Genomic DNA, 12,879 nt, shown 5'->3' with positions numbered 1-12,879 from the left:
CCTCGTCCCATGGGGGTCGTCGTGAACTCGGTGCGTCAGGTGTGCGACGAGCGGTGCTTCAGGCGTGCGACGAGCGGTAGGTCAGGTGTGCGTCGAGCGGTGGGTCAGGCGTACGTCGAGCGGTGCGTCAGGTCAGGAAGATCGCGGAGATGGCGTACGCGACCGGGGCTGCGAGCGCGAACCCGCCGAGCGGTCCCTGCATGTGCCGGGCGAGCCACATCGTGGGCGCGTCGCCGGCCAGTTCCCGGCCGGCCTCGGCGAACCCGACGGCCAGGTCGGCGAGGACGCCGGCGCCGGCGGCGGCCAGCCCGATGAAGGCGGCCTCCTTCGGCCCGAACCCGACGAGATAACTGCCCCAGATGGTCGCGGCGATGGTGCCCGCGCACGCACCGACGACCACGCCCAGCGATCCACGCGGCACCTGGGCGGCGATCCGCGGCACCGGGGCGACGGTGTCCATCAGCCGGGCCACCAGCAGCGCGACGCCGGTCGCGGTGAGGCAGACGACGATCGCCTGGGTGCCCTTGGGAATGCGGGTCAGCACGATGAGCGTCGAGAAGCTGACCACGCCGATCACCACCAGCAGCGTCGCGCCGAGCGACTCGGTGACCCGCATCCGGACCGCGCCGGTGACCATCTGCCCCACGAAGGCGGCGACGAACCCGACGACCGCGGCCAGCGCCAGCGGGCCGAGCCCGGCCACGTCGGGAGAGACGGCCGCGATGTCGGCCGCGATCGCGGTCAGCAGACCCGCCGCGGCCACGACCTTCATCCCCGGCGGGCGCATCGCCATCGTCCAGGACAGCAGGAACAGCACCTGTACGCCGAAGATGACGACGGCGTACGACATGCGCGCGTTGGGGCCGGAGGTCTGCGCGCCGAAGATCAGGCCGACCCCGAGCATCGCCGAGAACCCGGCGATGAACAGGGAGAGCAGCCGGCGTACGGGGACGAACGGCGGCTCCATGTCGTCGTCGAGTTCGTCCTGGTCCAGGTCTTCCGGCGGCAGCTCGCGCTCACGCGGCCGGTCGCTGCGTGACCTGCGATCTTGTCGCTGATCTTCGGGGGCGGGGAACACCTGACGATCGTGCCCTGCGCCACAGCGGACCGCAACTCAGTGCGGCCGCATAACCTGCGGATCACGGTTACACAGGTCAAAGCCGCTCAAGATCGCATGCATAACCATGATCCGCGCGGAAAAGTGGCCATGATCCGCGCGGAAAGTGGCCACGATCCGCGCGGAAAGTGGCCACGATCCGCGCGGAAAGTGGCCACGATCCGCGGGAGATGCGGGCAGTCCCGGATTGTGGGCTGGTTGTTCGGCGAACCACGACAAGGCTGGTAGGGTCGCTGGCTATGGGCATCCTGCTCACTAAGAGGCGCGCGGTCGACCTGTGCCGCGTGGCCGCCTGCCTGTGTCGCCCCGTCTGCTGACGGCGGCGCCGGCAGTCATGCCTGCCTTTCCCTCAAGCCTGTAGAGGCTGTAGCGACGCCGCTGTCGTAGGTACCCGTTCCTTACAGGGTCGGGCGCGGCGCGTTCTCCATCGAAGATCATGCTTGAAGCGCGAGCGCCGACTCACCCTAGCCATCCATCAAGGGAGAGCTTTCCATGAGTCGCGACACCGCACTCGTCACGGCCGACTGGGCCGAGAAGAACCTCGAGACCCCCGGTCTCGTCTTCGTCGAGGTCGACGAGGACACCACCGCCTACGACGGCGGGCACATCCCCGGCGCTGTGAAGATCGACTGGAAGACCGATCTGCAGGACCAGGTTCGCCGGGACTTCGTCAACAAGCAGCAGTTCGAGGCGCTGCTGTCGGCGCGCGGCATCGCCAACGACGACACCGTCATCCTCTACGGCGGCAACAACAACTGGTTCGCCGCGTACGCGTACTGGTACTTCAAGCTGTACGGGCACGGCGACGTCCGGCTGCTCGACGGTGGTCGCAAGAAGTGGGAGCTGGACGCCCGGCCCTACACCAAGGACGTCCCTAACCGTCCGGCGACCGCCTACGTGGCTCAGGACCAGGACCTGTCGATCCGCGCCTTCCGCGACGACGTCGTGAAGGCGATCGGCACGCAGAACCTCGTCGACGTCCGCAGCCCCGACGAGTACGCCGGCCGCCTGCTGGCTCCGGCGCACCTGCCGCAGGAGCAAGCGCAGCGCGCCGGCCACGTGCCGACCGCGATCAGCGTGCCGTGGAGCAAGGCTGCCAACGAGGACGGCACGTTCAAGACCGACGAGGAGCTGACGGAGCTGTACACGGCGGCCGGCTTGGACAAGTCCAAGGAGACCATCGCGTACTGCCGCATCGGCGAGCGTTCCTCGCACACCTGGTTCGTCCTGCACGAGCTGCTGGGCGAGCCCAGCGTCAAGAACTACGACGGAAGCTGGACCGAGTACGGCTCGCTCGTCGGCGTGCCGGTGGCGCTGGGCGACGAGCCCGGTTCTCTGGAGGGCTGATCAAGATGACCGTTACGTCCTGCGCCGCCCCCGACCAGGCGGCCCCCATCCCCGCGAGCGTCGACCTCGAGAAGGAGACCGTGATCTCCGGCGTCGTCCTCGCCGCTTCCGGCGACCCGGTCGCCGGGGCGTACGTCCGGCTCCTCGACCGCACCGGTGAGTTCACCGCCGAGGTCGTGACCTCGCCGGCCGGCCGCTTCCGGTTCTTCGCCGCGCCCGGCCAGTGGACGGTCCGCGCGCTGTCCCGCTTCGGCAACGGCGGCGGCGAGGTCTCCGTCGACCGCGGCGTCAACGAGTTCCAGGTATCCGTTTCCTGAAGCCCACGCTCTTACCCCGACAGGGCGCGTCACCGTCAGGTGACGCGCCCTGTCACTATGGGGGCCATGCGCAAGCGACTGGTGATCGCGGGGGTCGCGGCCTGGGCTCTGCTCCTGGTCGGCCTGGCCGTCTACTCCTACCACCGCGATCCGGCCACCGTGCCCGGCCAGACCACCGTGGCCCAGGCCAAGGCCACGATGGACCGGGTCACCGGGGAACTCTCGGCCGTCTCCAGCAGCGTCAAGATCGGCGAGTACGCCGAAAGCACGTGCGACATCACGAACGCTCGCGGCGGGCGCTCCGTCAAGCGGGAGTTGACCTTCACGACCACCCCGGGCGACGAAGCGACGCTGCTTCGCTCGATCGCCGCGGAGTTGCCGAAGGCGTACCACGCGACCACGACCCAGGGCGACGCCACCGTGACCCTCTACGCGGACGCCGGCGATTTCGTAGCCGTTCGCGGGCGCAAGGGCGCCGACCCGGGATCTGTCGTGGTCTCTCTCCTGTCCGGCTGCCGAGAGGCCCGATAGCCCGGCTCAGCAGCCAGACTCAGTAGACGAGCGCCTGGACTCCGTCGGCCAGGATCTCCTCGACGAACGTCGCCGCACCGGCGATGCGTACGCCCTCGATCACGTCGGCCTCGGTGATGTTGCGCCGTTGCGCGCACTGCGTGCACAAGGTGACCTGACCACCGGCGACGATGGCGGCGAGCAGATCGTCCAACGGGGCGGAGTGCGGCAGTTCGAACTCCTCGGCCCGGCCCGGCAACGCGTACCAGCTGGACTCGCCGGTCAGCCAGAGGGAGACCTCGGCTCCGGCGGCGAGGGCGGTCGCGGCTACGGTGAACGCCTGCGCGCACCGTTCCGGGGCGTCGCGACCCGCGGTGACCTTGACGACAAGCTTTCGGCTCATACCTCGCAGCCTAAGATGACAGACGTGGTCACGGAGATCGGGTTCGTGAGTCTGCTGGTGGCGGGCTTCGGCGCGCTCGCCGGTGGCCTCGTCTATGTCGCAGTCAGAATCGCAAGGGGACGCTGGTGAGTGAGAATCCGATGCAGCCGCCGTGGCTCAACGCGCCCCCGGTGGAGCCATACCCCTACGAGGACACGCACGACCTGCGCGTCGGCCCCGATCTGCACTCCGACCTGCTGGGCCTGCTGCCGTTCGTCGGCGAGTGGCGCGGTCGCGGCAAGGGCGGCTATTCGACGATCGAGGACTTCGACTACGCCCAGGAGATCCGGATCAGCCACGACGGCCGGCCGTTCCTGCACTACGAGTCGCGGGCCTGGCTGATCGAGGAGGACGGCACGCCGATCCGGCCCGCCTTCCGGGAGGTCGGTTGGTGGCGGCCGGCGTCCAACGGCGACGAGGTCGAGATGCTCCTGTCCAACCCGACCGGGATCATGGAGCTGTACTTCGGCCAGGCCGAGGCCAACCCGCCCCGGCTGGACGTGCAGACCGACGCCGTCGTGCGTACGCCCACGGCCAAGGAGGTGCGGGCGGGGCACCGCCTGTTCGGGGTCGTCAACGGCGAGCTGCTGTACGCGTACGAGATGGCGGCGGTGGGCCAGCCGATGCAGGACCACCTCAGCGCGAGGCTGGTCCGCGTCGGCGGCTGACACCGCCGCCCATCGATCAGAAGAACGGCCGGATCACCAAGTACGCGAGCACCGAGATGATGGCGGCGCCGGGGAAGGTCAGGACCCAGGCGGTCACGATGTTCCCGGCGACGCCCCAGCGGACCGCGGAGAGCTTCTTCGTCGCGCCGACGCCCATGATCGCCGAGGTGATCGTGTGCGTGGTGGAGATCGGCGCGCCCAGCACCAGGGCGTTGTAGTAGAGCACGCTGCTGGCGACGGTCTCCGCCGCGAACCCTTCGGCCGGGCCGAGGTCGATGATCTTCCGGCCGAGCGTGCGGATGACCCGCCAGCCACCGGCGTACGTGCCGAGCGCCAGCACGGTCGCCGACGTGTAATAGACCCAGCCGGGGATGTCCGTCGGGCTGTCCTGGTAGCCCCCGACGTACAGGGCGAGGACGATGATGCCCATGGTCTTGGCGGCGTCCTGCATGCCGTGCCCGACCGACATCGCGGCGGCGGAGGCGGTCTGCGCCCACCGGAAGCCCCGGTTGAGCTTGCCCGGGTGGCCGCGCCGGAAGATCCACATCACGGCGACCATGACGATCGCACCGAGGATGAAGCCGACCACCGGGGACAGCACCATCGGGATGACGACCTTCTCGACCAGCCCGCTCCACAGCACCTTGGCGTCGATGCCGAACCAGATGCCCGCCAGGGTGGCCCCGACGAGGCCGCCGAACAGCGCGTGGGTGGAGGAGGACGGGATGCCGAAGTACCAGGTCAGAAGGTTCCAGCCGATGGCGCCGATGACCCCGGCGAGCACGATGCCCAGACTGGCCTTGCCGGCCGGCAGGGTCACCAGGCCCTTGCCGACGGTCTCGGCGACCTTCTTGCCGAAATGCGTACCGATGAAGTTGCCGATCGCGGCGATCAGCAGCGCGACGCGGGGCGTCAACGCCCGGGTCGAGACGCTGGTGGCGATGGCGTTCGCGGCGTCGTGGAAGCCGTTGGTGTAGTCGAAGATCATCGCGGCGGCGATCACCGCGATGACCGACCAGAACATGACGTCCAACGCCTTACGACTCCTTGACCGCGATGGTCTCGATGGTGTTCGCGACGTGCTCGAAGGCGTCGCACGCCTTCTCCAGCTCGTCGGCGACCTCCTTCATCTTGAGCACGGTCAGGGCGTCGTACTCGCCGGAGAACAGCCGGACCAGCAGCATCCGGTACGCCCGGTCGCCCTCGTTCTCGAGCCGGTTGATCTCGACCCAGTACTCCTGGAGGTTCTTCATGCCCTTGAGCTGCGGCATGGCGTTGGCCGTGATCTTGGCCTGCTGGTCGAGCACGTCGACCAGCTCGTGCATCTCCCGCGGCAGTGCCGGGAGCTTGGTCAGGCCGTAGAGGTAGACCAGGTTGCCGGCCGCCTCGAGGTGGTCCATCACGTCGTCCAGGCCCGAGCCCAGGTTGTAGATGTCCGAGCGGTCGAACGGGGTGATGAAGGTCGAGTTGATCTTGTTGTACAGCTCGTGGGTGATCTGGTCGCTGTCGTGCTCCAGGTCGCCGAGGCGCTCACTGACCGACTGCACGTCGGCGCCCGGCAGGGCCAGCTCCATGAGCATCTCGGTCCCGTGCATCAGGTTCTGCGCGGCTCGGCTGAAGAAGTCATAGAAGGCCGCGTCCTGCGGGCGAAGGGAGAACTTCACGGCACAACCTCATCTGTCGTAGATGGACTATCCGGCGGCGGAACGGCAACCGCGATGATCGGGTTTCGGGCCGAATACTAGGGTGCTTCACGTCTTCGTCAACGGCAGGTCACCCGATGCCACCTTTGATTCATGTGGTGTTCACCCACTGTTCACCTCAGGCTGCGTAACCAATCGGCCACGTTCGACATCTGGGTCGAAATCGGCCGGCGGGTACGCGGGACTCAGCTCACGCAGTTTCTCCAGCAGGAGATTCGCCACAGCCCAGTCGCGGTACCACTTGCGGTCGGCGGGGACCACGTACCAGGGTGCGTCGTCGCTGTCGCATCTGCCCAGCGCATCGGCATAGGCCTCCTGATACGCCGGCCACAGCGCGCGCTCGTCGATGTCGCCGGAGTCGTACTTCCAGTACTTCGTGGGGTCGTCGAGCCGGTCCAGCAACCGCTGCTTCTGCTCCGCCGGGGAGATGTGCAGCATGACCTTCACCACAGCGCAGCCGTCCGCGACGAGCTTCCGTTCGAAGCGGTTGATCTTGGCGTACCGGGCTCGCCAGGTGCGCGGCGGCACCAGGTTGTGCACCCGCACCACCAGGACGTCTTCGTAGTGCGACCGGTTGAAGACGCCGATCATGCCCGCACCGGGCAGCCCGCGCTCGATCCGCCAGAGGAAGTCGTGGGCCAGCTCCTCCTCGGTCGGCTTGCCGAACGCGACGATGTGTACGCCCTGCGGGTTGAACTCCCCGACGACCTTCTTGATCGTCCCGTCCTTGCCGCCGCAGTCCATCGCCTGCAGCAGGAGCAGCAGTCGCTGCCGGGATGCCCCGCTCTTCGCCTGCGCGAACAGCTTCTCCTGCCAGGCGAACAGCTCCGCGCCGAGGATGGGCAGCTGCGCCCGCGCCCACGTCTTGGGGTCCTTGCCCGCCGCCTTGGGCAGGCCCGGCGTACCGCGCGGGTCGATCGCGCGGAGGTCCACAGCACCCGGCGGGACCCGCAGCAGTTCGCTCAACCGGCGTGTCATGTCCAGATCATCACGCATTCGTCACCAGCGTGCCGGGTTTTGCGAAGTTATGCCTGGTCGTGTGGGTCGGCCGCTAAGTCCACCGGTGCCCAGGCGACGACCTTGTCCAGCCATTGCCGGTACACCGAGGCGAACGGCTCGCTGCCGTCGGCGAGCGCCCGCTCGAGATACCGTGCGGCCGCCCAGGCCTGCTCGACCAGCCCGGCCGGGTACGCGAACCGCTGCCGATGCTCGTCGAACTCGTCGGTGTCCACGAGGAGAACCGCACCGGACTCCCGGCGTCGCTTGACGTCGAGATCGAGGTCGGCGAGCAGGACGCGGTCGGCGATCCACTCCGCGGGGGTGGTGATGTCGCAGTAGATCTCGCTGCCCTGCGGCGGCGGATTGAACATCGCCGTCCACCAGGCGTCCTCCGGGACCAGCAGGACCCAGGGCCGCTCGTGCCGGATGCCGCTGTCGGACACCGTCCCCGGCAGTACGCCGAGCCACCGGCCGTAGTCGTCGGAGCCGAGCAGGACGGCGGGATAGCCCCGGTGGGGTGTGCCGTCGAACTTGGTGATCTCCACCCGGACGCGGTCGCCCATATGCGCGACCGCCACGGGAAGGTGGCGATCGTCCGGCAGCGGCGCCTGGTGCTGCTCGTCCATCGCCTCCCCATCCTGTCACACGGTGTCACCCCGAGCGCGCCACGCCGATCGGCGATCGAGCGGCCGGTACGCCCACCGCCCGCGTGCGGGGGCGGAGTTGTCGGCCCGGACCGCTAGGGTCGTGACGTGACCCGACGGAAGGCTGCCACCGCAGAAGAGATCCTGGCCGCCGCGGTCGGCGCGGTCCCCGGCGGATCAGCCCGTCCCGGCCAGGAGGCGATGACCTCGGCGATCGCCGAGTCCCTGCGGTCCGGGGAGCACCTGCTCGTGCAGGCCGGCACCGGCACCGGAAAGTCGCTGGGCTACCTGTCCCCCGCGTTGACTGTGGACGGTCCGGTCGTCATCTCCACGGCCACCCTGGCCTTGCAGTCTCAGCTGGTCGACCACGATCTGCCCCGGCTGGCTGAGGCGGTCCGGCCGCTGCTGGGCCGGGAGCCCACCTTCGCCGTCCTCAAGGGCCGCCATCACTACCTGTGCGTCGCGAAGCTGGAGCACGCCGGCGACGCGGAGGAGGAGCCTCAGGCCGGCCTGTTCGACGCCACGGTGGCAGAGACCGGCCCGGCGAAGACGAAGACGGTCTGGATCGGTGAGGCCGGGCGGCTCGGCAAACAGTTCGACCGGCTGCGCGACTGGGCGGCGAAGACCGACACCGGCGACCGGGACGAGCTGGATCCGGGCGTCGACGACGTCATCTGGCGGCAGGTCAGCATGCCGGCCCGCGAGTGCGTCGGGGCCAGCCGCTGTCCCTACGGGCAGGAGTGCTTCGCCGAGGCGTCCCGCGCCCGCGCCCGCGAGGCCGACCTGGTCGTCACCAACCACTCGCTGCTGGCCGTCGACATGATGGCCGGGCGGCAGATCGTCCCGCCGCACAAGCTGCTGATCATCGACGAGGCGCACGAACTGGCCGACCGGGTCTCCAGCGCGACCCAGGCGGAGATGACCGCCGAGGCGGTCGACCGGACCGCCCGCGCCTCGCGCTCCTACATCGAGCCTGAGGATCACGCCTCGCTGCAGGAAGCAGCCGACGCGCTGACGCTGGGACTGGTCGAGACCCCGGCCGGCCGACTGCAGAGTGGCCTGCCCAACGTGCTGCACGAGGCCTGCACGCTGATCGACGGCGCGACCAGCCGGGCGTTGCGGCAGATCGGCGAGGTCAAGGCCGACGACCCCGACCCCGTCCGCAAACAGCAGGCGAAGGCGACGCTGACCGAGTTGAACGCCACGGCGCAGCGACTGCTCGCGGCGGCCGACTACGACGTGGCCTGGGTCGAGCACGAGCCACGCCGGGCGCTGGTCGTCGCGCCGCTGTCGGTGGCGGGCCTGCTGGCCGAGAAGCTCTACGAGGAGCGCACGGTCGTGGCCACCTCCGCCACGCTGACCCTGGGCGGCACGTTCGAGCCGGTCGCCCGGTCGCTGGGGCTGATCGCGAAGACGCCGCCCGCACCCGACGCCGCAGCCAAGGCGCCGGTCGGCACGCTGCCGCCCAAGAAGGAGAAGCCCCCGGCCGAGCACAACGAGCTGCCCTGGACCTCGCTCGACGTGGGCTCCCCGTTCGACTACGCCAAGCAGGGCATCCTCTACGTCGCGGCCCACCTGCCCCGACCGGCCGCGTCCGGTCTGCCCGACGCGGCCGCCGAGGAGTTGCTCGCCCTGATCGAGGCGCTCGGCGGGCGTACGCTCGGGCTGTTCAGCTCCCGGCGAGCCGCCCAGCAGGCCGCCGAACTGGTCCGCATGAAGACGGACCACACCGTGTTCCTGCAGGGCGACGAGGCGCTGCCGCTGCTGGTCCGCAAGTTCCGGGCCGACAAGGCCAGCTGCCTGTTCGGCGTGATGTCGCTCTGGCAGGGCGTGGACGTGCCCGGCGACGCCTGCCAGCTCGTCGTGATCGACCGGCTGCCGTTCCCGCGCCCGGACGAGCCGCTCGCGGCGGCCCGGAGCGCGGCGGTGGACGACGTGGGCGGCTCCGGCTTCGCCTCGGTCAGCGTCCCGATCGCCGCCGTACGCCTGGCGCAGGGTGTCGGCCGGCTCATCCGGTCCACCTCGGACAAGGGCGTGGTGGCGGTGCTGGACTCCCGGCTGGAGACGGCCCGGGGCTACGGCGCCTTCCTGCGTAAGAGCCTGCCGCCGTTCTGGTACACGACCAAGCGGGACGTCGCCCTCGCCGCGCTCAAGCGCCTGGGCGCCGACTAGCCGGCTACCGCTGGAGGTAGGGGTCGCGGCCGGGAGCGCGAACCGCAGCGGTCGCCGCCTCCACCGCCTCCGCCGCCGGACCGTCCACAAGGTAGACCCGAGTCGTCGCGTTCCCGCGTGAGCGCAGCAGGCCGATCCGGCTCAACGCCTGAATGTCGCGGATGGCCTGGTCACGGCTGAGGTCCTCGTCCTGCTGATAGGTCGTACGCCGAAGCTCGCCGACGGCCGCGGCGTACAGCGCGGAGACCACGCGCTCGGGCAGTCCGTGCTGGCCGGCGAGCTGCGCCATGTCCTCCCAGACCTTCACCGTCCACTGGTAGCGCCGCTGGACGCGCTGCGCCTGCCGGTGGTGCGCGCTCAAGACGAAGCGCAGCCAGGTGTGGGCGTCGCGCTCCGGCTGGAAGGTGCCGTCCTGCGTCGTACGCAGTGCTTCGTAGTACTGGACGGTGTGGACCTGTTCGCCGAGCCACTCCTCGATCGACGAGAACTCGGCGGCGAGTTCGCCCGCCCGCGTGAGCACCAGGGTGTGCAGCGCTCGCGCCATGCGGCCGTTGCCGTCTCGCCAAGGGTGGACGCAGACCAGGTTCAAGTGGGCCATGGCGGCGCGCGCATAGGCCGGCGCGCCCAGGTCGCCCTCGCGCAGCCAGCCGACCAGCTCGTCCATGAGCCCGGGCACGCGATCGGCGTCCGGCCCGGTGTACGCGGGCTCCAGCGGGTCCGCGCTGGTGACGTAGATGCCGCCGGCCCGATACCGCCCCGGCCACTTCGCGGGCTGGTACTTCGTGATCATGAAGTGCAGCGTCGACAGCAGCGTCTCGGAGTACGCGAAGAACGGGAGCGTCGGAACCTGCTGCACGTAGCTCATCGCGTCCCGGTAGCCGATGACCGCCTGCTGGGTCTGCTCGCTCGCGTCGGCCGACATCGGCGCATGCTCGACCAGCGCCCGAGCGTCGGAGTCACTGATCGTGATTCGCTCGATCGTGTTGGAGCCCTGGATGGCCGCGGCGAACAGGCTTCGGCGCAGCTGGCCCTCCCACCGGGGCTTCTCCCGGAGGTGCAGCTGGAGGTCGGCGCGCATCGCGTCGAGTTCGCCGAGGACTCGGCGGTCGTCGGCGTCCAGCGCGGGCATGGCGTACAGCATGCTTCAATGCTACAGGAGTAGTAGCATAACCGGGGAAGGGCGGGCGTCAGAGGTAGAGGCCGGTGCCGTTCTCCTCGATCCGGGTCGCCGCCACGGCGTGGACGTCGCGCTCCCGGAGCAGGATGTAGTCCCGGCCGTGGAGCTCGACCTCGGAGCGGTCGTCCGGGTCGAACAGGACGCGGTCGCCGGTCACGATCGAGCGGACGTTGGGGCCGACCGCGACGGCGGTCGCCCAGGCGAGCCGGTGCGCGACCGACGCGGTAGCGGGGATCACGATGCCGGCGGCCGAGAGCCGCTCGCCGTCACCGGTTTCGAGACGGACCAGAACCCGGTCCAGCAGGAGGCGAATGGGGAGGCCGGAGTCGGGCTGACTTGCTGCGGTCACGGTCAGGCACGCTACCCGACGCCGGATCCGGACCGGTGCCCGACGGCATCGCGTCGGAGGCCCCTGAAGGCGAGATGGGTGTATACCCGGATGCCCGGGGTGCCCCCGCCGGATACGGTAAGACCGGCCAACGTGCTCAGACAGGTGGCAGGAGGTGTGCGTTGGGGCGGTTCGAGCAGGCCCGGGCCAACATCAAGAGGGCCTACCAGGCTGGGCGCGCCGGCGTGCGCGCCCGCCGCGCCCAGCACGACGAGCAGGCCGAGGAGGATCCCGTGGCCGACCCCTCACCGAAGACCCCAGAAGTAGTGCACAGCAGCACCTCCAGCCGTGACGACGTGGAGGTGCCCGTCGGCCTGCGCGTCGCCGCCGCCTGGGGCTGGCGCGTGCTGATCCTCGGCATCATCGTCTACTTCGCGCTGAAGCTGGTGAACACCCTCTCGCACGTGATCATCCCGCTGGTGATCGCGTTGTTGCTCAGCGCGCTCCTGGGCTCGTTCGTCGGGGTGCTCTCCCGGTTCCTGCCCCGTTCCCTCGCCACGGCGATCGTGGTGCTGCTCGGCATCGGGGCGGTCGCCGGTGTGCTCACCATCGTCATCACGCAGTTCGTCGACAACGTCCCGCAGGTCGCCGACAACGCGGCCAAGGGCGTCGAGGGCATCCGGGAGTGGCTCAAGTCCGGCCCGCTCGGGTTGACCAACGAGCAGCTCACGGCGTTCGGCGACCAGATTCAGAAGTGGGTCACGGAGAACCGCGACAAGCTCACCAGCAGCGCGCTCGCGACCGCGTCCACCACCGCCGACGTGCTGACCGGCCTGTTCCTGGTGCTCTTCTCGCTCTTCTTCTTCCTGCGGGACGGCAACATCATCTGGCGCTTCTTCGTCGGCGTACTGCCGCCGGCGACCCGCGAGGCGATCGACTACTCTGGCCGCGCCGCGTGGCACACGCTGGTCTCCTATGTGCGCGCCACCGTCCTGGTCGCCTTCATCGACGCCATCGGCATCGGCGTCGGCCTCTGGATCCTGAAGGTGCCGCTCGCGCTCCCGCTAGCTGCCCTGGTCTTCCTGTTCGCCTTCATCCCGATCATCGGCGCCACCGTGTCCGGCGCGGTCGCGGTTCTGGTCGCCGGGGTGACCAATGGCTGGGTCACGGCGCTCATCGTGCTGGCCGTCGTGATCGGCGTACAGCAGTTGGAGGGGCACGTCCTCCAGCCGCTGATCATGGGCAAGGCGGTCGCCATCCACCCGCTCGCCGTCATCGCGGCGATCGCCGGCGGCCTGGCCATCGCCGGGATCATCGGCGCGCTCATCGCGGTGCCGCTGGTCGCCATGTTCAACACCGGCATCCGGGCGATGATCGGCCGGCGCAAGCAGATCGAGGCCAAGCTCCGCGAGGAGTCGGCTCAGCGGGAGGCCGCGAGCACGGCCACCGCCTGAC

16 protein-coding genes are annotated in these 12,879 nt (G+C 69.6%); 8 read left to right on the top strand and 8 right to left on the bottom strand.

The features are described from left to right. Positions 1-127: 127 nt before the first annotated feature. Complete coding sequence (locus AB0M47_RS19835) at positions 128-1,078, bottom strand: hypothetical protein (RefSeq protein ID WP_363415479.1); 951 nt, start codon at positions 1,076-1,078, stop codon at positions 128-130. A gap of 209 nt (positions 1,079-1,287) precedes the next feature. Between AB0M47_RS19835 and AB0M47_RS19830 the strand changes: the two genes are divergently transcribed. The 4 genes from AB0M47_RS19830 to AB0M47_RS19815 all read left to right on the top strand — a co-directional run bounded on the left by AB0M47_RS19830 (position 1,288) and on the right by AB0M47_RS19815 (position 3,312). Next, on the top strand, positions 1,288-1,434 hold the full coding sequence (locus AB0M47_RS19830; RefSeq protein ID WP_363415574.1) for an Ms5788A family Cys-rich leader peptide: 147 nt from the start codon (positions 1,288-1,290) through the stop codon (positions 1,432-1,434). 175 nt (positions 1,435-1,609) lie between these two features. Beyond that, entirely contained in the window at positions 1,610-2,464 is an 855-nt protein-coding gene (locus AB0M47_RS19825; protein WP_363415476.1) for a sulfurtransferase, read from the top strand. A 5-nt stretch (positions 2,465-2,469) separates the two neighbouring features. Continuing rightward, positions 2,470-2,781, top strand: a complete 312-nt coding sequence (locus AB0M47_RS19820; RefSeq protein WP_253758499.1) for a DUF1416 domain-containing protein — start codon at positions 2,470-2,472, stop codon at positions 2,779-2,781. Between the two features lie 66 nt (positions 2,782-2,847). Next, a complete protein-coding gene (locus tag AB0M47_RS19815; protein WP_363415473.1) occupies positions 2,848-3,312 on the top strand; it encodes a hypothetical protein in 465 nt (154 codons plus the stop codon). Positions 3,313-3,331: 19 nt separating this feature from the next. Here the strand turns inward: AB0M47_RS19815 and AB0M47_RS19810 are convergent, their stop codons facing one another. After that, positions 3,332-3,694, bottom strand: coding sequence for a DsrE family protein (locus AB0M47_RS19810; protein ID WP_253758503.1), 363 nt, complete (start codon positions 3,692-3,694; stop codon positions 3,332-3,334). A 24-nt stretch (positions 3,695-3,718) separates the two neighbouring features. On the opposite strand from AB0M47_RS19810, the gene mtfM reads away from it, so the two are divergent. Both mtfM and AB0M47_RS19800 read left to right on the top strand, forming a co-directional pair. Beyond that, positions 3,719-3,823: a small membrane protein MtfM gene (mtfM, locus tag AB0M47_RS19805; RefSeq protein WP_290862309.1), complete on the top strand. Its 105-nt coding sequence runs from the start codon at positions 3,719-3,721 to the stop codon at positions 3,821-3,823. Continuing rightward, positions 3,817-4,401: an FABP family protein gene (locus AB0M47_RS19800; protein ID WP_253763711.1), complete on the top strand. Its 585-nt coding sequence runs from the start codon at positions 3,817-3,819 to the stop codon at positions 4,399-4,401. The genes mtfM and AB0M47_RS19800 overlap by 7 nt, the downstream gene beginning before the upstream one ends. Positions 4,402-4,417: 16 nt before the next feature. On the opposite strand, the gene AB0M47_RS19795 is transcribed toward AB0M47_RS19800, so the two are convergent. From AB0M47_RS19795 to AB0M47_RS19780, 4 genes are all read right to left on the bottom strand, one after another. Beyond that, positions 4,418-5,425: an inorganic phosphate transporter gene (locus AB0M47_RS19795; RefSeq protein WP_363415571.1), complete on the bottom strand. Its 1,008-nt coding sequence runs from the start codon at positions 5,423-5,425 to the stop codon at positions 4,418-4,420. Positions 5,426-5,438: 13 nt separating this feature from the next. Further along, positions 5,439-6,065, bottom strand: coding sequence for a DUF47 family protein (locus AB0M47_RS19790; protein WP_253758505.1), 627 nt, complete (start codon positions 6,063-6,065; stop codon positions 5,439-5,441). Positions 6,066-6,206: 141 nt separating this feature from the next. After that, positions 6,207-7,082: a PPK2 family polyphosphate kinase gene (locus tag AB0M47_RS19785; RefSeq protein WP_363415468.1), complete on the bottom strand. Its 876-nt coding sequence runs from the start codon at positions 7,080-7,082 to the stop codon at positions 6,207-6,209. Between the two features lie 47 nt (positions 7,083-7,129). After that, complete coding sequence (locus tag AB0M47_RS19780; RefSeq protein ID WP_363415568.1) at positions 7,130-7,666, bottom strand: DUF402 domain-containing protein; 537 nt, start codon at positions 7,664-7,666, stop codon at positions 7,130-7,132. Between the two features lie 282 nt (positions 7,667-7,948). Between AB0M47_RS19780 and AB0M47_RS19775 the strand changes: the two genes are divergently transcribed. Further along, positions 7,949-9,919, top strand: coding sequence for an ATP-dependent DNA helicase (locus tag AB0M47_RS19775; protein WP_363415565.1), 1,971 nt, complete (start codon positions 7,949-7,951; stop codon positions 9,917-9,919). A 4-nt stretch (positions 9,920-9,923) separates the two neighbouring features. Here AB0M47_RS19775 and AB0M47_RS19770 read toward each other — a convergent pair whose 3' ends face one another. Together AB0M47_RS19770 and AB0M47_RS19765 are read right to left on the bottom strand one after the other, a co-directional pair. Further along, positions 9,924-11,060 (bottom strand): Fic family protein, encoded by a 1,137-nt coding sequence (locus AB0M47_RS19770; protein ID WP_363415465.1) that lies wholly within the window; start codon positions 11,058-11,060, stop codon positions 9,924-9,926. A 46-nt stretch (positions 11,061-11,106) separates the two neighbouring features. Further along, the gene (locus AB0M47_RS19765; RefSeq protein ID WP_363415462.1) at positions 11,107-11,445 is read right to left on the bottom strand and encodes a co-chaperone GroES; all 339 of its coding nucleotides are present in this window, start codon (positions 11,443-11,445) and stop codon (positions 11,107-11,109) included. 161 nt (positions 11,446-11,606) lie between these two features. Here AB0M47_RS19765 and AB0M47_RS19760 point away from each other — a divergent pair, with 161 nt between their 5' ends. After that, the gene (locus tag AB0M47_RS19760; RefSeq protein ID WP_363415459.1) at positions 11,607-12,878 is read left to right on the top strand and encodes an AI-2E family transporter; all 1,272 of its coding nucleotides are present in this window, start codon (positions 11,607-11,609) and stop codon (positions 12,876-12,878) included. Position 12,879 lies beyond the last annotated feature (1 nt).

Source organism: Hamadaea sp. NPDC051192, assembly GCF_040682475.1.
In the GTDB taxonomy this organism is placed as follows: domain Bacteria; phylum Actinomycetota; class Actinomycetes; order Mycobacteriales; family Micromonosporaceae; genus Hamadaea; species Hamadaea flava.
Note: the sequence above shows the minus strand (reverse complement) of the source record. Positions and strands in the feature narration are given on the sequence as shown.